Genomic DNA, 23560 nt, shown 5'->3' with positions numbered 1-23560 from the left:
AGTTCTTTTTGAAACATTTTGTGAAAGTCAAATTATTCTAATAGGGGAGATTACAAAATACTTCACTCTACAGTCGCTATTTTGGGCGTTGGTCCTCGTGGGATCAGTATTCTTGAACGCTTGCTCACACTTTATTCCCATTATTCATTTTCTGGGAACATTGATATTTTATTGATTGATCCCAATGAGATGGGAACCGGTACCCATAGTGTGCATCAGCCAGATCATTTATTGGTTAATACTGTCGCTTGCCAGATTACTTTATTTGGTGATGATACAGTTAAGGGTGTAGGGCCTATTCGTAAGGGGCCGAATTTCTATCAATGGGCTATTCAACAAGGTTATCGGAATATTAATGGTGTTTTTTCTCGTACAGAGCATAATGTTGGGAGAGAAATCAAAGAAAATGATTATTTATCACGTCGTTTGTTAGGGGAATATCTGTCTTGGGCTTACCAAGAGCTCACGCAAGATTTACCTTCCGGTATTCGTATTAAGGAGATCCGACAAAAAGTTATCAATCTCCATATCCACCAAGATAATAAAACGGATGTTCTTTTGGAAGATGGCTATCGTTACAGTGTAGATTTTGTTTATATTACCACGGGTCATGGTAAGAATATATATTCATCGCATGATGAAAATCTGCAACAGTTTGTGGTTGGTCATCAAATGAAAAACGCGCTTTTGAACTATTATTCGAATCCTTATCCAATTGAAAAGTTGGACTCTATACAATCTCAGTCTCGTGTGCTGGTGCAGGGAATTGGATTAACTAGCTATGATGTCTTGTCGCAATTGACTTACGGTCGCGGTGGGACTTTTACTGAAAAAGCTGGACAATTACACTACATGCCAAGCGGCAAAGAACCTGCGATAGCTCTATTCTCCCGTCAAACATTGCCTTTTAGTAGTCGCGGGATTAATCAAAAGGGTGGTAGTGGGCAATACATACCATCATTCCTTACTCTCGATGCAATACATCATCTGCGTAAGCAATCCAGCATTGCTAACGGTTCTCCGAAGCTGGATTTCGAAACGCAGCTTTTACCTCTGTTGCTTAAAGAAATGTGTTATGTCTATCGAAGTACGCAGCTGGGGCATTGGCTAGACCCTGAATCCTATGTCGTTACTTCCAAAGACGAGCAGTGTATTCAAGCGTTGCTGTATCCCCATCGAAATAAAATATTCGCCTCTTTGAATGATTATACAAGATTCTTCATGGAGCATTTGAGGGACGATCTTCATTCTTCCGCTGCAGGTAATGTTGATGGTCCAGTAAAAGCTGCTACAGATGTGCTACGAGATGTCCGTGATATCTTACGTGCAGCAATTGATTTTTGTGGGTTAACGTCTTCATCTCACAAGTACTTTATTGAATATTTCAATCCAAACTTCAACCGTATTTCTGTTGGCCCACCGATGCAGCGAAACCAAGAGTTGAAGGCACTGATGGAGGCTGGTATCGTGACTTTGGCTGGCGGACCTTCACCTAAACTTGTTCTCAATGCTAGTACCAGCCGTTTCGAAATTCAGTCTGTTTTCCAAGATGAAAACAGTTCAGTTGATGGAGATGTGCTGATCAAGGCCAAGATTGATAGTTTTTCTCCGTTGCGTGATGCGTCTCCTTTTATCCAAAATTTAGCTGCTCAGGGTATCATCCGGCCATTTATCAACCAAGGATATCATCCTGGAGGTATTGATATTGACCGTCGGCAGCATCCTATAGACACTAAAGGACAAGTACAAAATACATTATGGGTGGTAGGGAATCCAGTAGAAGGTCCCAATTTTTATACATATATTTTGCCTAGACCTTTAGTTAATTCGCGTGCACTGCGGGATGCAGGGCGCTGTGTCATTGACATGTACGAGCAGCTTCTTAATTGCCACTCAGTCAAAGATTCAACAATTAATGTACATTGATGATGTAAAAAGCTTCCTGATACGCATGTCCTCTGTATCCGCTATAATGGCGATGCTGATGCTATTCATTTTTCTTATATCTATCTCAATAAGAACTTGGTTTCTTATTCCATTGGGTGGAGTGACTGTTTTCGGTTATTTGCTTTTGACGATACCATACTGGTGGTTGAAGGGTAATGCACGCAGTGGTGTGTTCATCCTGTTGGCTTGTACTTTAGTACTGATATGGCGTTGGCACTTGCCTGATGTTAGCACTGTGCTTGTGCGTTTTACTGATGTCTTTTGGTTATTACTCGCCATGGGATTGTTGCGCCATGTGATGAATATATGGCGTATTTCAGAATTTCTCTCTGAACGGTTGATGCGCTATGGAAAGGGTTCGCTTACTCTGTCTATAGCGATACTGACTGCGTTTCTAGCTTGGCCGATGAGTTTGGGGGTTATCCCCCTGATGATTGATGCCTTGAAGCAAAGTGTTTTTCCCTCTCGCCATTTGGCCGCTATTGTGATGCGAATGATGAGCATCACAATGGTACTGATGCCGACCAGCATCGGTGCAGCAACAGTTTTCGCTGCTATGCCTAGAACACCAATATTCACATCCGCTGCTTTGGGGATACCACTTTTCCTATTCAGTCTGTTGTTGTTGTGCCTTTCTCCTGTTGTACCGCTAGCTAACCCGATTATTTGCGATGAGAGGAGAGCGAATAAAGAAGGAGAGAGAGTAAGAATTTGGATTTTTTTGATATTTTTCTGGCTAACATTTATCGTTGCGTTGACAGTTGTCAGGTTGAATGCACTAGAAAGCATTGCATTGACGGCGAGCATTCTATATGTCATTGAGCGTGTGAGTTCACGCAGTGTTGATTTTTTGACTCCTTTGGTGGCAGTGATACGCGGTATATCCAGTGAAATTATATTGTTGCTAGGTTGTAGTCTGCTAATATCTACGTGTGATTTGCTTATTCCTTTGTTGCCGGTGACGTTTAGTGACTCATTGGCATCACTCTCTGTTTGGCAGCGCTATGCCTGTATTCTCTTCGTATTGCCAATTTTCAGTGTAGTAGGAATTCACCCTATGGTACTATTTAGTTTGACATTTCCCTTACTAGGGGCATCGATAATTTATGGGGTTACGGATTATTTGGTTTGGATTTGCTTCTTTATTGCAGCTCAACTCCTTTCTCCTGTATCAATAAATGCTATTTTTGCTTCCAGTAGCCTGCATATTTCACCGGTGGATACAAGCTTTAAAATGCATAGTTATTATGTATTAATGTTTAATCTTTTTGCGTTCATTTATTTGAGCTTTTTTATTCAATATTTGTAAATTATGGAGATCTTATGCCTTACATAAACATTAAAATTACTAATGAAGGGGTTACCTCTGAACAGAAACGGCAACTAATAGAAGGGGCAACTCAATTATTAGTTAATATTCTGAATAAAAATCCGAAAACGACGGTTGTAGTGATTGATGAAGTGGAGACAGACAATTGGGGTATTAATGGTGTTCCCATTACAGAATTAAGGAAAGATCAAAATAAAGAATAACTCTGTGTATTTGACAATATTGCTCTATACACATGATGGGAAAATTGAATGGCCCGACTGGGTAACGGATAAAACCAAAGTCGAAATTACAGCCTGGGGTGGTGGGGGTAGTGGTGGTGGATCGGATACGCCATATTTGGGAGGAGGAGGTGGTGGCGGTGGTTGTTCCGTGTGGTATGGCTATAAAGCCAGTTTAAACGGGCATCAAGATATCACAATTGGAAAAGGAGGAGCTGCTGTTGCAAAACGCTATGTAGAAGGTAATTCTGGAGGAACAACAACCGTTGGCAAGAATTTTATTACTGCTACAGGAGGACATGGTGGTGGGGGAGCTGACGCCCGTATCTCTCACTCGATTACTGGGAGTACGACTTCCTTCTATTCAGGCTCTGGTGGTGCTGGAGGAGTGGGAGGAAATTTTGGTTTAGCAACAGACAAATATCCAGGAATTGCCAAAGGCGGAAATGGTTGTGCTGGAACGAAAGGAATGGTTGAGAAGACAAGCGGTAATGGGGGTGATACATCAAGGGGGGGCTCTGGAGGAACGGGACAAGGCTCATATAGTTCAGGAAAAGCGGGGCGTGGCTTTGGGGGTGGTGGAGCAGGTTCTCATGGGACTGATTGTTCAAGTGGTGCTGGGGCTGATGGTGCTGTTTTTATAAGATTATGGAAAGAATGAATACAAAACCAAAGAGAGCGCAAGTCAAATGGATAGCTGTTCTATAAGCAGGCTTTATATGTTTTTAAAGTCTTTTTATCGCTCTTTCAAAGCTCTTTTAAAGGGCTTTTTTTGACTGACAGTGTCAGGCTTATGGAGCATGGTGATGCTTGTTATTGTCTCTCCATTGATTTGGAGAGCAAAATGGCAATAGAATTTAATCATGGTATTCGCATTGTAGAGGCTGGTGAGGATTCCCGTCCTTTAGCAACATTTGATCAAACCGCCATTGGGGCGGTTGTTACAGCCCCTGATGCTGACAACCAAGTTTTTCCCCTCAACGAGCCTGTTCTTCTCTTTACGCATGAGGTGGAGAAAATCCAAAAGCTTGGGGTAAGAGGCACGGCTCTTGATGTTATCAATGCTGTGCGCGCGCAGGGGATTGAAGCACAAATTATCCTTGTGCGGGTGGAAGAAAAATCAACCATTGCTGAGACACAAACTGAGATGGTGGGGTCCAATACGGCTTTGACTGGTGTGCATGCCTTATCGCATGCTAGAGGGCATTTAGGGGTGGAACCTGGGATTTTGTTAGCACCAGCTTATAGTGCAGGGCGCCTTGATAATGGTAAAAACCCCGTGGCGGATGCCTTGGAACAAGTGGCAGAAAAGCTACAAGCCATTGCGGTGTTTGATACGGGTGGTAAAAACACGGAAGAAAGCCTTGCCTATCGTGCAGATTTTTCCTCACGCTTTTGTTATTTGATTGACCCTTTTGTACGGGTGGCAAATGGTGATGGGGGTGTTAGTATTAAACCAGCAAGTCCTTTTGCAGCCGCCATGTTTATCAAACGTGATAAGCAAAGGGGCGGTGTTTTTTGGTCTCCCTCCAACCAAGATGTGCATGGCATTTTAGGCACAGCGCGTCCCATTAGCTATTTTGATGGCGAAATCGATCATGAGGCAAATCGCCTCAATCAAGCTGATATTGCCACCTTTATTCCCGCCCGCCTTAGCCAAAATGCGCATTTAAATAATTCTGTGGGGCAAATGGCTGCCAATGGACGCATTTTATGGGGCAATCACACCACCTCGAGTGATCCACTCTGGCGTTTTGTCAATGTGGTGCGCACCCGTGCAGCATTGGAAAAAACAATCATTAACAATTTACGCCCTTGGGCCAATGACGAGAATCTGACCGGTCAACATGTCATTGCTATCACCCGCAGCCTCACGCAGTTTCTTGATGATCTGATTGCCCGTGGTGCGCTTTTAGGGGGGCGAGTTTGGTTTGATCGTGATTTGAATTCAAACAGCAATTTACAATTGGGCAAATTGCGGGTGGAATTTGATGCAGAAGAAGTCCCTCCTCTAGAAGATTTGAGTTTCGGGAGCCGGCGCAATGGTGCTTATTTTGACCGTCTGGCGCAAGATATCCAAAAGAAAATGACTTATCAATTTGGCGATACGCTTGAAACTTATCGCAAGGCAGCAAGGAGTGATGTATGACGTTAAGAATTGTACGCGGTTTTACCCTGATTGTTGATGATGATGTCAATCTTCACCTTGATCTTGAGACATTGAAACTGCCCACGTTGGAGGAAATCACAGAAACCTATCAACCAGGCGGTTCTGATATGCAAATTGATGTTGCTGGTCTTGGTGTGAAAGCTTTGAGTTTACAAATGAAAATCCGCAGCCACACCCCCGAAATTATCGGCATCTTTGGTGGCCCCCCTGGTCTTCGTCATAAATTCACTGGCAAAAAACATGTGATCTCTGAAGAAGACGGGCGCGAGCATGAACATTCCATTGATGTTACAGGGCGTTTGGTCAAAGTGGATAGTGAAGGCTTAACGGCTGGAAAAGCCACGGGCTATGATTGCGAGATCAAAAATGTTTGGGACTATACGGAATTTTGGGATGGTTCTGTTTTGCATCGCTTTTCCTTTAAACGGGGCGGCTGGCTGGTGCGCAATGGACAAGATATCGGCGGGCGGCGCCGCTCTATTCTCAATTTATAAGCTTTCATTATTGATGTGGCTCTCATTTATAGGAATTGATCATGACAAGTTTACAAACAAGTGTTGAGGTGGAATTGCAGGTTCCCCTTGTTTATCAAGACAAGGATGGCAAAGAAACTCTCTGCAAGAAACTGACCTTTTATCGCCCAAACTTCAAGCAAGCACGCCAATTAGCCGTGTTGATTGGACCACAGCTGACAAAGTTACTTTTGCCCGCTGTAGAAGAAGATAAAATACCTTTCAGCAATGATATTCTCATTGCCAAGCTTTGTGAGGCTTTATTGACTCATGAAGCCATGGAAGGAATAGCTGTACTTTTAGCCGATATGTCCCATGAAACGGTTGAACTGATTAATCGTCTTGATGTTGTTGACATTATGGCTGTGTTTAAGGCTTTTTTTGCTTTTTTTACGCAACGCCAATCCTCTCTGCCGGACAATTTGGAGCAGAGCTAGCCCTTTATTATCACTGGGCGCCTTCAGAAATTAACCAGATGGATTGGCTGGATGTGATTGCCTATCGCGAAGAATTAGTGCGCTTGAAAGCCCAAGAATATGAAAGCCAAATGTTAGGATAAGATGCGATCATGGATGTTTCCCTTGTTGTGCGTTTTGTGAATCATCTGCAAGAGGGGATAGCTTCTGCCAAGCGCGATCTTGCAGCCTTTAGCCTCGATATTGCGCATTTCCAAAACAAGACAAGGCAGCACTTTAAAAATTGGTTTGACCCTGAGCACTTGAAAGAATCCACAGAAAAAGCGCAAAATGCTTATATTCATGCCCGTGGACGCATGGTGGGTGCCATTGCGCAAACAGCAACCTTAATAGCGCCGCTCTATAAAGCCATGCAATTTGATCAATCAATGAAAGGCTTGGAAAAGGTTCTGGATGCCCCCCTTGATCGCTTAAAGGAATTGCGCCGCTTTGCTTTGGAAACCTCCACCAAGATTCCGCTAGCGGCGCGTGAAGTCTTGGAATTGATGACTAGTGCCAGCCAAGCAGGGATTGGTGAACAAGATCTCGAGGCTTTTAGTGTTTATGCTGCCAAAGCAGCTGTCGCCTTTGATATGACGGGGGACCAGATTGGGGAGCGTTTTGCCAAATTGCGCAATGTCTTTAAGCTTAATCAGGCAGGGATTGAAGATTTAGGTGATGCCATCAATCATCTCTCTAACCACATGGCGGCAAAAGCCAGTGAAGTTTCTGACTTTACCAATCGCGCCACCGGTGCTGCCACCATGTTTAAACTGACAGCCCGTGAAACGGCAGCTTTTGGTACGGCGATGATTTCCGCTGGGATTGTTCCTGAGAGTGCCGCGCGTGGTTTTAATGCGATGAGTGCGCGCATACAGGCAGGGGGTAAACATATTGAAGAGGCTTTTACCAATATTGGTCTCTCTCGCCAAAAATTTATGGAAGATTTGGATAAAGATGCCACCGGCACCTTGGTGCGCTTTTTTAATGTGTTGGGTAAATCCGAACAGGGGATGCGTTCGCTGATTGCCATTGCTGGACGAGATTTTACCGGTGATTTTGCCAAATTGGTGGGTAACCCCGAACTGTTAGGGCAAGCTTTAGATTATGTTGAAGACCCACAAGTCTTTAAAGGCTCTGTAGAGCAAGAGGCAGACAAACAAGCAACCGGCGCCATGCGGCAGTTTGAACTTTTGCAAAACCGTATCGTGGCTTTGGGGATTACCATTGGTGAGGTGTTGTTGCCCCATGTGAATAGTTTAATGGAAAGTGTTGGTGGTTTTTTAAACGTGCTGATGGCATGGGCAAATGAACACCCTGTTTTAACCGGTGTGATCATCAAAACCATTGCCGCCCTGATGGCTTTTAACATCGCTTTGCGGGTTGTACGTTTTACTTTTGCCGGAACCCGCCTTGGGATCCTGCAATTGATTGCCTCTTTTATCAAGCTTGGGTCTCTTAGCCGCATGCTGAAGGCAAGTTGGCGAGGGCTATTGGCTTCAGGACGCTCTCTGGGCTTGCTTACCGCGGGTCTTGGGGCAAGTTCACTTCGACTCTTACGCCCCATGACCTTGTTGGTGGGCGCTTTGCGGGGGATTGCTGTCTCAGGGACGGTATTTGCTAGCACCTTTGGTTGGGTAGGAACAGTGATCGAAGTGGTTGGAGCTGCTATTGCCTCTGTTGCGGGGGCTATTTTTACCCCAATAGGAGCTGCGGTTGCTGCTGTTGTGGCGGTGATCATGGCTGCTGGTTTTGTTTTGTGGAAATATTGGGATCGTTTCTCTTCTTTTGTTAAAGGCTTTGCACGGGGGATAGCACATGCTTTTGGTCGTGCTTTTGAGGCTGTCATGCGCTTTTTTGGTGCTGATACCACCACCATCACCAAATGGAAAAATATCATTGCTGCTGCTTTTGATTTCTCTCAAACTTGGCAAAAGTTTAAACAAGGGCTTGGCGTTGTTGTTCAAAGCTTTGAAGGTTTGTGGGAGGGCGTTAAGCAAAGCCTTTCCAACTTTTGGGGCTGGTTGGGAAGCTTTTTTGTCCGGGAAAAGCTCTCGGAGGGTGCCAAGGCAAGTATGGAACAAGCAGGGGAAGATTTAGCGAGTTGGATTGTCGATGGTTTTATGGGCACCATCTCACAATTGACAGATTTTTGTAAATCTTTGCCAAGCCGCATTAAGGGGTGGTTTGGGTCCATTAATTTAAGAGAGTTTTTGCCAAGTTTTTTAGGAGGCACAACAGCCATTCAACCGATTGCACAATTTGCGGGGGCGGGGTATGCAAGTTCCCCTTTCACAGAAGCAAAAGGCAAAGAGCGCTCCCCCACCACGCACACTCAAAATGTCACAGTGCATGTCAATGGCGCCCGTGATCCTGTTGCCACTGATCAAACGGTTGCCCACGCCATTCAACGGGCACGCGCCAATGCCCTGCATGGGGGAACAGAATGAGGGGAGGGACACACAAACTTATGTATCGCACTCAAAATGTCACAGTGCATGTCAATGGTGCGCGTGATCCTGTTGCCACTGATCAAACGGTTGCCCACGCCATTCAACGGGCACGCGCCAATGCCTTGCATGGGGGAACAGAATGAAGGGGGACACACAAACTTATGTATCGCACTCAAAATGTCACAGTGCATGTCAATGGCGCGCGTGATCCTGTTGCCACTGATCAAACGGTTGCCCACGCCATTCAACGGGCACGCGCCAATGCCTTGCATGGGGGAACAGAATGAGGGGAGGGACACACAAACTTATGTATCGCACTCAAAATGTCATGGTGCATGTCAATGGTGCGCGTGATCCTGTTGCCACTGATCAAACGGTTGCCCACGTCATTCAACGGGCACGCGCCAATGTTCTGCATGGGGAACAGAATGAGGGGGGAGACACAAACTTATGTATCGCACTCAAAATGTCACGGTGCATGTCAATGGCGCGCGTGACCCTGTTGCTGCCGGTCAAACGGTTGCTTACGCCATTCAACGGGCACGCGCCAATGTTCTGCATGGGGAACAGAATGAGGGGGGGAAGGCAATGAGGGGAGAGGCATAATGGTGTAGGAGAGAGGCAATGATAAGTTTTGAAAGAGACAACAGGCTGGAAGGGATACAATAATGGGAGGGGAGGGAGCTTATGAGAGATCCTTTGATGATGTTAGGTCCGCATCAATTTTATGTGGATTGGCTGAATTTCCAATCCTTTGAAGAAGAGTTTTCTGCCTCATGGGTTTGTATGGAGCGTTTTGGCAGGTCTCCCAGTTTGCAATTTACCGGCTATGGCAATGATCCCAAAACCATTCATGGCGTTTGGTTTCCAGAAGAATTTGGTGATCGGGTAGCCATTGATGCCATCACCACAACGATCAAAAGAGCAAAGCCGGTCCAGATGCTTCGTTGGATCAATGATACCACCTTATAGTGTCCTTCTCCATGGACCCGTGGTGATCACCAGTATCACGAAAGACCACGACTATATCAGTCGCTCTGGTCACTCACAGCGCATCCGCTATTCCATTACGCTCTTGCCCTTTTTTAATGGCGGAAAACCACAAGGACAAACCCAAGAGGGGCAATATCAAGTGGGGCAATATCAAGTGGGGCAATATCAAGTGGGGCAATATCAAGTGGGGCAAATTCCATGAAGATACCAGCAAAGCGTGTTGTTGTAGAGCTAGAGGACATGAGTCTCGATCTCATCTGCTTTCACCATGCTATGGTTGTGTTAGGGGACCGGAGGCAGGCTGGTTTACTCAAAGGCTATTTAGAAGCCACATTGGAAGCCAATCCAGAGATTGCCAAATATGGTGTTCTTTTACCGCGAGGCTTAAAAGTCTTTTTACCTGAATTTGTGTTGTCTAATCCCCAAAGCACGGTGACACGGCTATGGGATTAATGCGTACACACCCTTTTATTGTGGTCAAGGTGGGAGACAAACCTGTTCACGCGGTTTTTTACCAGCGTCTTTTAATCGCAACCATTACAGACCATGCCGGGAATGAAGCCGATACATTTGAAGCAGAGTTTGATGATAGTGGCAATGATTTAGAGGTTCCCTCAAGCAACAGTGCGCTCCAGGTGATCTTTGGCTATGAGAACAGCATCAGTGCTTTTATGGGGTGTTTTGTTATCGAATCGGTTGTAAGCTCAGGGGGCAGTGATGGAGAGATCTTGCGTCTTTGCGGCAAAAGTGCCTCGATGCGTAAAGAACTCAAAGAACAGGTGAGTGAACATTTTGACCATAAAACCATTGGCGAGATTGTCGAGACACTCGCCAAACGCCACGGCTATCAAGCAAAGGTCAGTCCCCAGTTTACCAAACAAACTTTGCCTTATGTGGTGCGTACAGATCAATCGGCTGTTGATTTTTTAACCCGCCTTGCTGACCGCATGCGGGCACGTTTTTTAATCAAGGACAATAAGTTTTTGTTTTTAAGCGGAGATAATTTACCCGTATTCAAACTTCATAAATACGACTGTTCCAACTGGGAATTCACCCTCGAGCCACGCACGCAATATGGCACCATTGAAGCTGCTTATTTTGATCGCTCAAAAGGGCAGCAATGCCAAGTCAAGCATCAGACAGGGTTTAGCGGTCCCGTGCGTCGTCTGCGCACTTGTTACACCTGTAAGGAAGAAGCACAAGCTGCTGCTGCATCAGAATCAGACCGACTTTGCCGTGCTGTGGGCAGTGGTTCTTTGACCCTTGCGGGGCGACCAGAAATCATGGCGGATCAACCGCTTCTCTTGCAAGGGTTTCGAGGCGAAATCAATGGTCTATGGAAAGCCGCTACCGTCACCCACCGCTATGAAAAACAAAGCGGGTTACACCACAGAAATTACCTTAGAGGCACCAGACAAGGGAAAAGAAAGCAATGAGAACATTGAACATGCTAAAAACAGAGAAACCAAGAGATAACTTTGCTTCTTCTTTTCGTCAACTTCCCCATAATATTGAAGCTGAACAGGCATTACTTGGAGCAATCCTGATTAATAATAATGCACTCGATCGCGTTTCAGACTTTCTCAAAGCAGAACATTTTTTTGAAACGCTCCATCAAAAGATTTTTGAGATTGTCTTACAAATTATTCAAAAGGGTCATCTTGCAAACCCCATTACAATCAAGCCCTATATCCAAATGGAAGGAAAAGTTGGAGATATTACTGTATACCAATATGTTGTTCGCTTAGCCACAGAGGCAGTCACTATTATTAACGCTGAAGATTATGGACGCGTCATTTATGATCTTTTTATCCGCCGGTCTTTGATTAATCTTGGCAATGAAGTTGCCAATACAGCTTTTGATGCGCCTGTCGAATTTACACCTTCCCAACAAATTGAAACGATTGAAAATCAGTTATTTGAATTGGCAGAAAAAGGCAAATATGGGGGTGGGTTTGAAAACTTTGATACAGCCATTGCAAAAGCACTTAACATGGCAAGCGCTGCAAAAAAGCGTTCCTCACAGCTCTCTGGGATCGCTACCCATATCAAAACCCTGGATGAGAAAATGGGGGGGCTACAGCCATCTGATTTGATTATCCTAGCGGGGCGCCCTGGGATGGGGAAAACCTCCCTGGCGACCAATATTGCTTTTAATATTGCCAATGCTTGTAAGCGTGATAACAGCCAAGAAAATGAAGGGGGGATAGTAGGATTCTTCTCACTTGAAATGTCATCTGAACAGCTTGCAACCCGTATTATCTCAGAACAAATAAAGGTTTCTTCTTCTGATATGCGTCGTGGTAATATCTCAGAAGAGCAATTTACCAACATCATTTACGCAATGCGTTCCTTACAAACAATCCCTCTTTATATTGATCAAGCGGGTGGTGTATCCCTTGCACAATTGTCCGCCCGTGCAAGGCGTCTTAAACGACAACATGGTCTAGATGTCTTGATTATTGATTATATCCAACTCATGACAAGCGGTTCAAAGCATTCATTAGAAAATCGCGTTCAAGAAATTACAGCCATTACCACCGGATTAAAAGCACTTGCAAAAGAACTCAATATTCCCATCATTGCCCTGTCACAACTTTCGCGTCAAGTTGAAAACCGAACCGATAAACGTCCACAACTCTCCGATTTACGTGAATCTGGTTCAATCGAGCAAGATGCCGACATTGTTTTGTTCATTTATCGTGAAGAATATTATCTCAAAAATGAAGAACCCAAAGAAGGCACTGCTGAATATCACAAATGGCAAGAGGCAATGGAGCAAGCCAAGGGTAAAGCTGAGGTTATTATAGCAAAACAACGCCACGGTCCGACAGGAATCGTCCCCCTTGCATTTCAATCCGATTTTACACGCTTTAGTGATTTGGAAAAATAGGAGCAGAAAAACGCGTTAAAGGGTCTTTAAATAACCTTTAGATAAGACCTTTGAAGACCCTTTGAGAACACCTTTAAAACTCTTTGAAAAAAAATAAATTGATACAAAACCTAGTGTCAAAATATACAAAACCCGCCGACAAGCTACATATATAAAACCCGCCGACAAGCTACATACACCACTGGCTGGGGAACTTGGATTCGAACCAAGATTGACGGAGTCAGAGTCCGCTGTTCTACCATTAAACTATTCCCCAATAAGCCAATTTTACTATCTGTAGCAGATTCTACAATGCAGGCAAGCGCAAAAAATCTTTAGATTATCGATAATAAAGAGCGATAGGGATGTCATTGATTGTTTTGATTTGAATATCAACACCATAAATGTCTTTGAGAATTTCTGGCTGCATAATTTCTTTGGGAGTCCCACAATAGGCTGCTTTCCCATTTTTCAGTGCAACAATTATATCTGAATAAGATGATGCAAAATTAATATCGTGCATAACAATAAGAATGGTTTTTTTCAGTTCATCAGCTGTGCGGCGTAACTGCTTCATCATAGAAACGGCATGTTTCATATCCAGATTGTTTAATGGTTCATCTAAGAGAAGATAATCAGTATCTTGGCAGATAACCATGGCTATAAAAGCGCGTTGACGCTGACCGCCAGAAAGCTCATCTAAAAAACGGTCTTTTAAATCTTGTAAGCCGAGATAGCGTAGCGCACTGTCGATAAATTGTCTATCTTCATGTGTATACCAGCCTTTTGAATAAGGATAGCGTCCGAAACTTACTAAATCGTACACGGTTAAACGGAAGGATAAAGAATTATCTTGACGCAAAATTGAAAGCTTTTGAGCCAAGATATCGTGGGGCATTTTATCAATATCAAAGCCATCGATATGAATTGTACCATTATGGTGCGGTAAAAGACGTCTTATCAGCATTAAAAGAGTTGATTTTCCAGAACCATTAGGGCCAATAAGAGAAATAATCCCCCCTTTGGGAAGATGAAGGGATAAATTATCGATAATCAATCGGGTTCCATAAGCCTTGGAAAGATGATTGATCTCAATCATTTTAGTTTTCCCTTCATCAGTAACATTAAAAAAACAATTCCCCCACAAAACTCAATGATAAAGCTTAAACGTCCTGCCATATTGAGAATTTGCTCTAAAATAAATTGTCCACCAACCAAACAAATAATTGCTAATAGTATTGCAATGGGCACAACGACACCGTGTTTTGCCTGAGGGGAGAATTCATAAGCAAGATTGGCAACTAATAGTCCAAAAAAGGTGACGGGTCCTACCAGCGCTGTGGAAATGGATACGAGAATGGAAACAAAAATAAGAATAGCTGTCGCACTTTTGTGGTAATTAATTCCAAGATTGAGAGCATTTTCACGTCCCAAAGCCAAAATATCAAGAATATGACGTGAACGCCAACCAATTAGACTCACAATGAAGACAATGATTGTGGCAAAGCTTATGAGGGACGTATTAAATTTATTAAAATTTGTAAACATAATATCGGTTAAATTCATCATTTGGTCTGGATTTAATTGCAATTGCATAAACATCCGTAAACTAAAAAAAAAGCCGCCTAAAACAACACCCATTAAAAGCGTCAAATGAAGTCCCTTTAAGCTTCCTGAAAATAGCCAGCGAAAAAGGCTTATTGAAAAAAGAATGAGAATGAGAGCTTCAAGAATGAGTTGTCCTTCTTCATTCAAAAAAGGTAAGGAAAGAGAACCTACAAAATATATCAAGACAGTTTTTATTAAAATATAAAGCTGGTCAAATCCCATAATTGAAGGGGTAAGAAGACGGTTATTAACGATTGTTTGAAATAAAACCGTAGAAACACTTATTGCATAGGCAATAAGAAGCAGAGAGGAAAGTTTTGTAAGACGAAATGTCCAGGTATAAATATTGATATTCCACGTCATGTAAAGACTAATGACAGTACATGCTATGATGATAAGTGTTGTTAGTACACATATTGTTTTTCTTCTTCTATCCAAGACGCTTTCTCCTGCGTAAAAGCAGTATCATAAAAATAAAACTACCGATTACACCCATCATAGTGCTGATGGGAATTTCAAGAGAGGGATGAATTATTCGTCCTACAAGATCACAAATTAAGACCAATCCTGCACCGCTGATGGCCACCCAAGGAGCAGTACGGCGCATATTATCGCCCATGAAACTTGAAACAATATTTGGAATAATCAATCCAACAAAAGGAATTCGACCAATTGTACAGACAACAACAGCGGTTATCGATGCAACAATAAAAAGACCAAAAAACATGACAACACGATAATTCAATCCAAGGTTATTGGTTAAATCTTCTCCTAAGCTTGCAACCGTGAAGCGATCAGCAGTACAATAGGCCAGAATACAAAGGGGAAGGGATAGCCATAAGAGCTCATATTTTCCTTCAAGAACCATCGAAAAACTGCCAAATAAGTAAGCTTGAAGAGAGGGAAGTAACATTTCATAATCTGCAATGGCATTGGTTAAAGAGCCAATAATATAGCTTAGCATAATCCCTGTAAGGGGTACAATGAGAGCAGATTTTAGAGGAATGCGGCGCAATAAAAATATAAAAAGTAAAGTGCCTGTCATGGCAAAAAGTGTTGCAACGACCGTTTTTCCTAAAACAGAAATATCGGGCAGAAAAATCATAATAAAAAGAATACCAAGGGAAGCAGATTCAACAGTTCCAGCGGTTGATGGCTCGACAAAGCGATTGCGTGTCAATAGTTGCATAATCATACCTGAAAGCGCAAGCGATGCACCTACTAAAAGGATTGAAATGGTACGAGGAAGACGTGTTTGCCAAAAAATAAGCCACGCATGGGGATCGGCTGCAAAGAGGTCAGAAGGCGTGACATCAGAATAACCAACAAAAATGCTGAGGATAGACAGGAGAATGAGAAGCGTTATGGTTATCCAGTAATTCTTCACGTTAAATCATTTTCTAACAAAACCTAAAAAAGCAAAGATTGCTTAATAAACAACCTCTGCTTTTAAATTTTATTTATATAGCAAGCAAGCTCTTTTGTACGCTTATTTGCTCTTTGTGAAGGCTTCGTTGATCTGCTTGGCGGTTTCAATGAGTCCCGTTAAACCACCACTTGCACGATACCAGCTCCAAGAGTCCAAATAAATAATTTGATTTTGTTTGCTCGCTGTTGTGCGGTGAACAAGCTCATTGTTAAGCAATTGTGCTGCGGATTGCCCTTCTCGTCCAATTGCTGCATCGCGATCAATCACCAACAACCAATCAGGATTGGTCTCAAGAATAAATTCAGGAGAAATAAGCTGTCCATGTTTTTGTACAGTGAGTTTATCGGTTGCAGGAGCAATTCCAAAAGCGGAATGTAAAATATCGAAACGTGATTTTGGTCCTAAGGCACTGATCTTTCCACCAGAGGTCATGAGTACAAGACCTTGGCCTTTTCCTTTGGTATTTTTACGAACTTCAGCTAAAGTTTCATTGAGTTTTGCAATTTCTGCTGCAGCTTCTTTTTCTTTGCCAAAAATTTTGCCAAGGATAGACACATTTCGTTCAATATCTGCAAGAGAGTTTTCATTTCCTACAGTTAGATCAATTGTTGGAGCGATTTTGGATAAATCGTTATATTTTGCTTGAGTTCTGGAGGATATAATAATCAAATCAGGTTGAAGAGTGGCAATTTTTTCATAATCAGGTTCAAAAAGGGTACCAATTTTTTCATATTTTGCATCATCAAATTGTTGCAGATAGGGTGGTTTTTTTCCTTCAGGAATGCCGACAACCGCTTTGATACCAAGGCGACTCATATTATCAAGTGCGGCGATATCAAATACAACGACCTTTTTCGGAGAGGTGGGAACAGAAGTCGTGCCTGAAACATGATTAATTGTTACATTTGTTTGAGTACTCGTATTTGCAATACTCATCTGTGTCCATAAAGGTGTTGTAAAGCTGGTTGCAACCAGTAAAACAGAAGCCACCCATTTCATATATTTTATCATCGTGATTTTATCCTTTTATCTGATATTACAAGGGCTTGTGCATTTAAAAACCTTAACTTAGGTATTTTTATGCACAAAATGAAGCGTAAATAAATTACACTATGTTGTAAAGTTGACTTACATATGTTACAAATTGTTCACTTACCTCATTTTCACTTAATTCTAGTGTTTTTGCAACATTATTTAGAAAGTTTGACATATGATCAATGTATTTAAAAAGCGTACAAGTCTGTACGCACTGACAACAAGTGCTCTCTTCTTTTTACAAAGTGTAAATGCTTCGGCTGAAAGTGTAAATGCTTCGGATGATTGGTTTTCAGCTGGATTGACATATCTGATAGAGTGGATAAAGCCGGACTCTTCTGATTCTACTGGAGCTAAAGCAGCAGAAACGCCCGCACCTCCTGCACCACAAGTTGGTGGCGCTGGCGTTGGCGGTGGCGGTGTCCCTGGTGCTGGCATTGGCGCTGTCCCTGGCGCTGTCCCTGGCGCTGTCCCTGGTGGTGGTGTTGCTGGTGCTGGTGGACTTGGCGCTGGTGGACTTGGCGCTGGTGGACTTGGCGCTGGTGGTGTTGCTGGTGCTGCTGGCCCTGCTGGCGGCGGCGGTGTTGGCGCTGGTGCTGGTGCTGGTGCTGGCGTTGGCGCTGGTGGCAGCGGTGTTCCTGCAGCTGGTAACCCCGCTGCTCCTGTTGCAAGTCAATGTTCTGATGGGAGTTACTTGACCCTTAACTCTGTGCTCTGTTCTGATGGGATATATCATCATTTCAAGAGAAGTACTATTAGTGTGTTGAACTTTGGCGATAACGCTATGCATGCAAAAGGAAAGCTTGTTGAGAAAGAGGAGTATAAAGCTGGTAATCAAGTATCCATTTCTTTAGTTAAAGGTACAACTGTTGAGTTAGAGAGAGTGTCTATTAGGGGGAAAGCTGCTCCAAAAGGTAATTTAATTGATGAAGACGCTGATCTTGATAATGAAAATGGATCTAGTGATAGCGATAGTGATGAAAAAATGGGGGCAGGAGTACTAGCAACGCTTATTTCAAGAGTTGATCTAAAAAATTCAAATATTAAGAACTTTACAATTGGGGTTGGTGCTCAAGGCGATTCAAAGATTTATATGAAAGGTGGAGGAGTATATTATACTGGGATAGGAGCTTTTGCTGATTTTGATTCGTTTATTTTTCTAGATGGAGTGAATTTTTATGGTGCTGAGGTTGGTTTGAAAAGTCAGGACAGGTCTGGAATAATGATGCAATCTGGGTCGATTAATCTTGATAGAGCTGAGGTGGGAGTTGTAGCGGGATATAAAGGGATTGTAAGACTAGATAAAGTTCGTATTAAAAGTGAAAAGGGGAGGAGTTGGCGAAAGAGCACTGATTCTGAGAGCACTGATTCTGAAAGTTCTTCAAATTTTATTTTACTGTCAGATGGAGGTCTTATTTCTGTTGATAGAGGAACAGTTGAGGGCTCTGATGTAGTTGCTCTTTGGGTTGCTGATGGTACTAGTGAGTTTGGTACTGATGAATTTTTCGTCTCTCCAAGAGATGAACGTGTTTTTGGGGTTGGTGTGTTGTCGGAACCTTTTCATATTGATGATGAGGAGGATGGTGATAATGCTGGTGATGCTGAGGGGGGTGATAATGCTGGTAATGGTAGGGGGGGTGATAATGCTGGTAATAGTAGGGGGGGTGGTAATGCTGATGATTCTTTCGATATTTATACAAGGGATGAGATGTCTGGGCTGAATGCACTCTATTATACTTATCACGCTACGGAGAATGCTCTTGCTACTTCTCTCTCTACTGTAGAGAAGACTATATCTGATGCGACAGCTTTGGACTATATACTAGCTATGACGGGTGATCGGGAGAATGAAAGTCATTTTAAGATTAAAGCTGATATTCAAAGATCGAATATTGAAATAGCGGGAGAAGATTCTTACGGCATATATTTTAATACGATAGCTGCAGAAGATGAAGAAGAATCAGAGGAAGAAGAATCAGATGAAGAAGAAACCATGATAAATAGCAACAATAGCCGTACAGCGCAGATAGTTTCTTTAAAAGGAACTACTCTTAAAATTCCAAAAGGCATAGCTGTTTATAGTGGTGATATAAATGGTATGGTCATTTTAGGAGAGGGGAGCCTTCTTTCGGGTGATCTATTTTTAAAAGCTGGACCTTCTTCTTATCTATCAGTGCACGCTCATGACGCTTCGATTATAGGTGCAGCTCGGACTGATGAGAATGCAAATGCTGCGCTTTATTTGTCTAATTCAGGATTGTATTTAACAAAAAGTATTCATCATCCACTAGAGAAAGATAGAAATCAACTAGAGAAAGATAGAAAGAGTGTAGATTCAAACCTTTCGGCGGTAAGTCTTATAAATAGTCATATTGTATTTTTGCCTCCAAGAAGTGAAGATGAAGGTTATCAAACACTAAAAATTGGAAAGAGAGGAGGTGTAAGCCCTCTAGGTAACGGTTTGTATGCTTCTGGAGATGCTAGGCTTTATATCAATGTGAATCTTGTTTCTGGTGATTCAGGTAACGTTAAGCTTATGTCTGATAAGCTTTTGGTTTACGGCGTTGTTACTGGAAAAACGAAGGTGTATGTAAATGATAATTCTGTCATCACCGCTTTAAATGGAAAACTAAAAAATGGAGAGAAAATTCAGCGTCAAGGTGTGCAAAATCAAGATGAACAGGAGATAAATACAAAAAAACCTGCCCCTCTTCAAATTATTCAAGTTTATGGAGAAGCAAGAAAAGATTCTTTTGAACTTGCTAATGAGTATGTCACATTGCAGGGATCACCTTATCAATATGTTCTTAGGGCGTCTAGTTCAATAATACCTTCCAGTGATTCAAGAAAATCTGAAGGTAGTTCTGATGCAGTGTGGGTTTTCAGCTTAGAAAGTAAAATAGAAAATGCTGAGGAGCGGCGAAATGTAGCTGCTAGTATAGCTCATGGACCTCGTAATAGTATTAAGCCTATTGTTGTTGAAGTTTCAGGACATATTCCATCTGCTCCTCAATCTGTTACGACGGAGAGTTCTGCGCTTGCGAGATCTGAAATAAATAGTTCTGATGTGGATTTAAGTCTTCTAGAAATTTATTCAGCGTCTGAAGTGGAAGAAGATACCCTATCTTCTACGTTAGATGTTCTTACTACTGAGAATCCTGTTAGCTCAAGTGAACCTGTTAATTCAACTGGAGAAAATCAGAATGTAAAAGACGTTACTTCTGCTACAGGTGTTGAAAATGAAGTGTCTGAGCCTATTACGTTAGATGTTCTTACTGCTGAGAATCCTGTTAGCTCAAGTGAACCTGTTAATTCAACTGGAGAAAATCAGAATGTAGAAGACGTTACTTCTGCTACAGGTGTTGGAAATGAAGTGTCTGAGGCTATTTCTAATACATCCCAACAAAAGAAACCTTCACCTAAGGAGGAAGGAACAAGGACTTTAGGACGAGGACGTATTTTACTTCTATCTGAGAATACTAATACATCTGAGGAATCTTCGCCTACTATATCTGTAAATTCATCTTCTGCTTCCACAGAAAAGCCTAAAATTGTTTCTTCTACGCAGTCTGTGTCATCTTCAGGAAGATCTTTGGTATCTCCTGTTGTACCTGTTTATAATGCGGTTCAAAATGTTTCTACATGCGGTGATACTACGAAGGAAAATGGTAAGAAGGAATCGCAAACTCCTTATTTGTGTAGTGATGGTAAGACATATACAATGAAAAATCTTACACTGAAGGCAAGTGAGACGACTCAACATTCTATGCATGCAAAAAATCAGAATACTATTATTAAGCTAGAAGGGACCACAATTAGTGGTGCGGATTCTTCTGATTTGAAAAATGGTATTAATTTGGTACCGTCTAAGCTTGTGAGTGCTGTGCTTGCAGAAAACAATGCAAAAGTTGTTTTAGATAAAAACTCAACAATTCAGTCTTCTGTGATTGGGCTTGAAGCGCAAAGAGGTGGATCGGTTGAGATGATTGGTGGAATGGTTAATGCTCGTTATGTAGGTACGTTAGCGGGTTCCGGATCATCTGTTCATTTAAAGGATGCGACAATTAACGTGACAGGGGATTTGGCTGTGGCTGGTCTGGCGAGTAAGGCCGGTGCGATAACCATGGACTCTGGAGCTATTACTTTGGCAAAGGGAGTGGCTGTGAGGTCAGAAGCTGGGGGAAGCGTTGAGTTAGACAAAGTTAATATTACTGTGAAAAAAGCGGCAGAAAAATTAGATTCCGCAGATAACTTTGGGAGTGCAGCTTTTCTGTTGAAAAATAATGCTTCTGTTGATTTTAAGAATGGGAGTGTTTTGACAGATGGACATGCTTTGTGGGTTGTGAAGGGTGATGATGTGGTTGAAACGGGGACTTCTAGGAAAAGGAGATCTTCGGAGGTTCGTCCTACTATGAATCACGCGAATATTGAATCTTCTACTGTTAAAGTGGAAGGTGATGGAACCTATGGTATATATTTTTATGGAGGAATACAGAAAGAAGGAAGCCAACAAAATCGAAGTAAGGATTTGGCAACTGAGAAAGCAAATGTTGTTAAGCGGAGCGCTGTATCCAAACAGGAAAAAACACCTATAGGCATAACAGGAACAGTTTCGTTAAAAAAGACTAACTTTGAAGTTGCACAGGGTATAGCGATTTATGGTAATAATTCTGGTGGTCATGTTTCATTAGAAAATAAAACAACTCTTGCTGGTGACTTGTTGTTGAAGGCTGAGAACAATTCTAATATATCGGTTTCGATTGATAAGTCTATTGTTACAGGGGCTGTTCGCGTTGATAGAAGTTCTTATGCTAAATTAGATTTAGCCAATAAATCGCAGTGGATTCTAAAAAGAAGTGTGCAGGAGAATTTGGGTACTCCAGATTTAGGATGTGTGGATTCATGCGTTTCTTCTGTGAGTCTTGTAAATAGTGCTATTAACTTTGCACCTTCGGAATCTAAAGGAAAATATCAGACTCTCCATATTGGAAATGGGAACGGCACAGTTTATGCGGCGCAGGGTGATGCTGTAATTCATCTCAATGCACGTTTAAATTCTCATGATCCGAGAGATCAGCAAGTCACTGATCGACTTGTCATTCGTGGTGATGTTTCTGGAAAAACAAAAATACATGTACGAGGTGATGCGGGCAATGTAGGAAATGTTAAAGCGAATGCCAAGATTGCTCACAGTGTTTCAGTTATCCAGGTCTATGGTCAAGCGAAGAAGGACTCTTTCCAACTTGATGGCAATTATGTTGCGCTGAGGAACTCACCTTACAAATACACTCTTCGTGCTTATGCTCCAGAAGCGACTTCGAAACAGGAGCATGTTCAGCAGAAGTTCATTAAGGATGGTGGAGCGTTTTGGAATTTCCGTCTAGAAAATCAGTATGTTAAGTCTATAGGATCTGCTGCCCTTCCTGAACAATTTGTAAGGTCTGTTGTCCCACAGGTGCCGACTTATCTCAGCTTACCTAATAGTGTATTCCATGCTGGTTTGATGGATATCAGTAATCAAAACAAGCAGTTGGAGACATTGCGGATGACTTCTACAGGAATGGTAGAGGTTCGTGAGAATCCTGCTTTATATTTGCGCGGCTATGGTGGAAGTTATCGTTATGCTTCGGATTTATCTGCACTTGAATATGGTTATGATGGTGATCTTAGTTATAATGGTGTAGAGGCAGGTGTTCTGCTGCAAACTATTGAAAATGCTGATAGAGCTATGTCCTTTGGCGTTATGGGAACCTATGGAAAACTTTCTTTGCAGCCTTTGAATGTTAAGCAAAGTCAGAAGAGTGCATTTGATAAATGGACTGCTACGGTATATGGTAGTATGCAGCATAATGTTGGCTTCTATGTTGATGGTCTTTTGTCCTATGGTCTATTCAAAGGTGATGTTCTCACCCTCGCACGGGGTAAGACAGCAACATTGAAAGGTAATCCTTTGAGTATTTCCTTAGCTGGTGGTCAGACAATTGTGACAGGGTATAAGGGTTTTGTCTTTGATCCGCAGGTTCAAGTTGTTTATCAACATCTCCAGTTTAATAAGGCCCGCGATATCGACAATTTTGATATTGAAATGGGTAATCTTGATCAGTGGGTGGCACGTGTTGGTGGACGCTTAACCAAGACTCCTACAGGTTTTGAAGGCGTGAATGCTGTTGCTTTCTATGGTAAGCTTTATCTTGCTCACGGTTTTGGAGAAAAACAGTCTGTGCATTTCAGGGATGCTTTCAAGCTAGGGGCTTTTGGTTCTTCACTAGAGGCTGGGTTAGGCTTTAATGCCAAATTGTTGCCACAGTTCTCTCTACATGCTGACGTTTTCTATCAACATAAGCTTAATAAGGCTGGTTTTTCTGGAACAAGTTTTTCAGGAGGAGTGCGTTATCAATTTTAATATAAGGTACAGGATGTACTTTGTTAAAAAAGGCAGCACAGTGTGCTGCCTTTTTTCTTTATAACAATTTGTGTTATTCTTAAAAGCTTCTCATCTTCTTGATTGAGCAAAAAAAGACATAGTTTGTTTTAT

General features: G+C 42.4%; 18 protein-coding genes, 1 tRNA gene and 2 pseudogenes. 16 read left to right on the top strand and 5 right to left on the bottom strand.

What is annotated here, in order from left to right; translation table 11 throughout:
- Positions 1 to 81: 81 nt before the first annotated feature.
- From QHG57_RS08870 to QHG57_RS08800, 15 genes and pseudogenes are all read left to right on the top strand, one after another.
- Positions 82 to 1926 (top strand): FAD/NAD(P)-binding protein, encoded by a 1845-nt coding sequence (locus QHG57_RS08870; RefSeq protein WP_330169129.1) that lies wholly within the window; start codon positions 82 to 84, stop codon positions 1924 to 1926.
- Between the two features lie 58 nt (positions 1927 to 1984).
- The gene (locus tag QHG57_RS08865) at positions 1985 to 3256 is read left to right on the top strand and encodes a hypothetical protein (RefSeq protein ID WP_330169128.1); all 1272 of its coding nucleotides are present in this window, start codon (positions 1985 to 1987) and stop codon (positions 3254 to 3256) included.
- Between the two features lie 14 nt (positions 3257 to 3270).
- Positions 3271 to 3480: a 4-oxalocrotonate tautomerase family protein gene (locus tag QHG57_RS08860; protein WP_330167992.1), complete on the top strand. Its 210-nt coding sequence runs from the start codon at positions 3271 to 3273 to the stop codon at positions 3478 to 3480.
- 4 nt (positions 3481 to 3484) lie between these two features.
- Positions 3485 to 4159 carry a glycine-rich domain-containing protein gene (locus tag QHG57_RS08855; protein WP_330169127.1) on the top strand — a complete coding sequence of 225 codons (675 nt, stop codon included), beginning with the start codon at positions 3485 to 3487 and terminating at the stop codon, positions 4157 to 4159.
- A 183-nt stretch (positions 4160 to 4342) separates the two neighbouring features.
- Positions 4343 to 5647 (top strand): phage tail sheath C-terminal domain-containing protein, encoded by a 1305-nt coding sequence (locus QHG57_RS08850; RefSeq protein ID WP_330169581.1) that lies wholly within the window; start codon positions 4343 to 4345, stop codon positions 5645 to 5647.
- Positions 5644 to 6162 (top strand): phage major tail tube protein, encoded by a 519-nt coding sequence (locus QHG57_RS08845; protein ID WP_330168944.1) that lies wholly within the window; start codon positions 5644 to 5646, stop codon positions 6160 to 6162. Before QHG57_RS08850 ends, QHG57_RS08845 begins: the two co-directional genes overlap by 4 nt.
- A gap of 41 nt (positions 6163 to 6203) precedes the next feature.
- The gene (locus QHG57_RS08840; RefSeq protein ID WP_330169126.1) at positions 6204 to 6617 is read left to right on the top strand and encodes a hypothetical protein; all 414 of its coding nucleotides are present in this window, start codon (positions 6204 to 6206) and stop codon (positions 6615 to 6617) included.
- 131 nt (positions 6618 to 6748) lie between these two features.
- Positions 6749 to 9085: a phage tail tape measure protein gene (locus QHG57_RS08835; protein WP_330169125.1), complete on the top strand. Its 2337-nt coding sequence runs from the start codon at positions 6749 to 6751 to the stop codon at positions 9083 to 9085.
- A gap of 20 nt (positions 9086 to 9105) precedes the next feature.
- Positions 9106 to 9231 carry a hypothetical protein gene (locus tag QHG57_RS08830; RefSeq protein ID WP_330168490.1) on the top strand — a complete coding sequence of 42 codons (126 nt, stop codon included), beginning with the start codon at positions 9106 to 9108 and terminating at the stop codon, positions 9229 to 9231.
- 18 nt (positions 9232 to 9249) lie between these two features.
- On the top strand, positions 9250 to 9375 hold the full coding sequence (locus QHG57_RS08825; protein ID WP_330168490.1) for a hypothetical protein: 126 nt from the start codon (positions 9250 to 9252) through the stop codon (positions 9373 to 9375).
- A 163-nt stretch (positions 9376 to 9538) separates the two neighbouring features.
- Positions 9539 to 9694: a hypothetical protein gene (locus QHG57_RS08820; protein ID WP_330168897.1), complete on the top strand. Its 156-nt coding sequence runs from the start codon at positions 9539 to 9541 to the stop codon at positions 9692 to 9694.
- Between the two features lie 81 nt (positions 9695 to 9775).
- Positions 9776 to 10283 (top strand): annotated as a pseudogene (locus tag QHG57_RS08815) (phage tail protein).
- Complete coding sequence (locus QHG57_RS08810; RefSeq protein ID WP_330168899.1) at positions 10280 to 10534, top strand: tail protein X; 255 nt, start codon at positions 10280 to 10282, stop codon at positions 10532 to 10534. The pseudogene QHG57_RS08815 and the gene QHG57_RS08810 overlap by 4 nt, the downstream one beginning before the upstream one ends.
- Positions 10534 to 11557: pseudogene (locus QHG57_RS08805) on the top strand (phage late control D family protein). Before QHG57_RS08810 ends, QHG57_RS08805 begins: the two are co-directional and overlap by 1 nt.
- Positions 11514 to 12974 (top strand): replicative DNA helicase, encoded by a 1461-nt coding sequence (locus tag QHG57_RS08800; protein ID WP_330169124.1) that lies wholly within the window; start codon positions 11514 to 11516, stop codon positions 12972 to 12974. The pseudogene QHG57_RS08805 and the gene QHG57_RS08800 overlap by 44 nt, the downstream one beginning before the upstream one ends.
- 182 nt (positions 12975 to 13156) lie before the next feature.
- Here QHG57_RS08800 and QHG57_RS08795 read toward each other — a convergent pair.
- The 5 genes from QHG57_RS08795 to QHG57_RS08775 form a co-directional block, all read right to left on the bottom strand.
- Positions 13157 to 13230 (bottom strand) — tRNA-Gln (locus QHG57_RS08795).
- 63 nt (positions 13231 to 13293) lie between these two features.
- Complete coding sequence (locus QHG57_RS08790; RefSeq protein WP_330169123.1) at positions 13294 to 14052, bottom strand: iron ABC transporter ATP-binding protein; 759 nt, start codon at positions 14050 to 14052, stop codon at positions 13294 to 13296.
- Positions 14049 to 14999, bottom strand: coding sequence for an iron chelate uptake ABC transporter family permease subunit (locus QHG57_RS08785; RefSeq protein WP_330169122.1), 951 nt, complete (start codon positions 14997 to 14999; stop codon positions 14049 to 14051). Before QHG57_RS08785 ends, QHG57_RS08790 begins: the two co-directional genes overlap by 4 nt.
- Positions 14992 to 15948 (bottom strand): ABC transporter permease, encoded by a 957-nt coding sequence (locus tag QHG57_RS08780; protein ID WP_330167982.1) that lies wholly within the window; start codon positions 15946 to 15948, stop codon positions 14992 to 14994. Before QHG57_RS08780 ends, QHG57_RS08785 begins: the two co-directional genes overlap by 8 nt.
- A gap of 102 nt (positions 15949 to 16050) precedes the next feature.
- Positions 16051 to 17001, bottom strand: coding sequence for a siderophore ABC transporter substrate-binding protein (locus QHG57_RS08775; RefSeq protein WP_330169121.1), 951 nt, complete (start codon positions 16999 to 17001; stop codon positions 16051 to 16053).
- Between the two features lie 199 nt (positions 17002 to 17200).
- Here QHG57_RS08775 and QHG57_RS08770 point away from each other — a divergent pair, with 199 nt between their 5' ends.
- On the top strand, positions 17201 to 23428 hold the full coding sequence (locus QHG57_RS08770; RefSeq protein WP_330169120.1) for an autotransporter outer membrane beta-barrel domain-containing protein: 6228 nt from the start codon (positions 17201 to 17203) through the stop codon (positions 23426 to 23428).
- The last annotated feature ends 132 nt before the right edge of the window (positions 23429 to 23560 follow it).

This window comes from Bartonella grahamii subsp. shimonis, from assembly GCF_036327415.1.
GTDB lineage: Bacteria > Pseudomonadota > Alphaproteobacteria > Rhizobiales > Rhizobiaceae > Bartonella > Bartonella shimonis.
Note: the sequence above shows the minus strand (reverse complement) of the source record. Positions and strands in the feature narration are given on the sequence as shown.

What these genes read in the sequence shown, in the direction of transcription:
- QHG57_RS08825 (WP_330168490.1), top strand. Translation starts at nt 9,250, where the DNA reads ATGTATCGCACTCAAAATGTCACAGTGCATGTCAATGGCGCGCGTGAT.
- QHG57_RS08840 (WP_330169126.1), top strand. Translation starts at nt 6,204, where the DNA reads ATGACAAGTTTACAAACAAGTGTTGAGGTGGAATTGCAGGTTCCCCTT.
- QHG57_RS08835 (WP_330169125.1), top strand. Translation starts at nt 6,749, where the DNA reads ATGGATGTTTCCCTTGTTGTGCGTTTTGTGAATCATCTGCAAGAGGGG.
- QHG57_RS08810 (WP_330168899.1), top strand. Translation starts at nt 10,280, where the DNA reads ATGAAGATACCAGCAAAGCGTGTTGTTGTAGAGCTAGAGGACATGAGT.
- QHG57_RS08845 (WP_330168944.1), top strand. Translation starts at nt 5,644, where the DNA reads ATGACGTTAAGAATTGTACGCGGTTTTACCCTGATTGTTGATGATGAT.
- QHG57_RS08790 (WP_330169123.1), bottom strand. Translation starts at nt 14,052, where the DNA reads ATGATTGAGATCAATCATCTTTCCAAGGCTTATGGAACCCGATTGATT.
- QHG57_RS08860 (WP_330167992.1), top strand. Translation starts at nt 3,271, where the DNA reads ATGCCTTACATAAACATTAAAATTACTAATGAAGGGGTTACCTCTGAA.
- QHG57_RS08830 (WP_330168490.1), top strand. Translation starts at nt 9,106, where the DNA reads ATGTATCGCACTCAAAATGTCACAGTGCATGTCAATGGTGCGCGTGAT.
- QHG57_RS08770 (WP_330169120.1), top strand. Translation starts at nt 17,201, where the DNA reads ATGATCAATGTATTTAAAAAGCGTACAAGTCTGTACGCACTGACAACA.
- QHG57_RS08850 (WP_330169581.1), top strand. Translation starts at nt 4,343, where the DNA reads ATGGCAATAGAATTTAATCATGGTATTCGCATTGTAGAGGCTGGTGAG.
- QHG57_RS08800 (WP_330169124.1), top strand. Translation starts at nt 11,514, where the DNA reads ATGAGAACATTGAACATGCTAAAAACAGAGAAACCAAGAGATAACTTT.
- QHG57_RS08820 (WP_330168897.1), top strand. Translation starts at nt 9,539, where the DNA reads ATGTATCGCACTCAAAATGTCACGGTGCATGTCAATGGCGCGCGTGAC.
- QHG57_RS08865 (WP_330169128.1), top strand. Translation starts at nt 1,985, where the DNA reads ATGCTATTCATTTTTCTTATATCTATCTCAATAAGAACTTGGTTTCTT.
- QHG57_RS08775 (WP_330169121.1), bottom strand. Translation starts at nt 17,001, where the DNA reads ATGATAAAATATATGAAATGGGTGGCTTCTGTTTTACTGGTTGCAACC.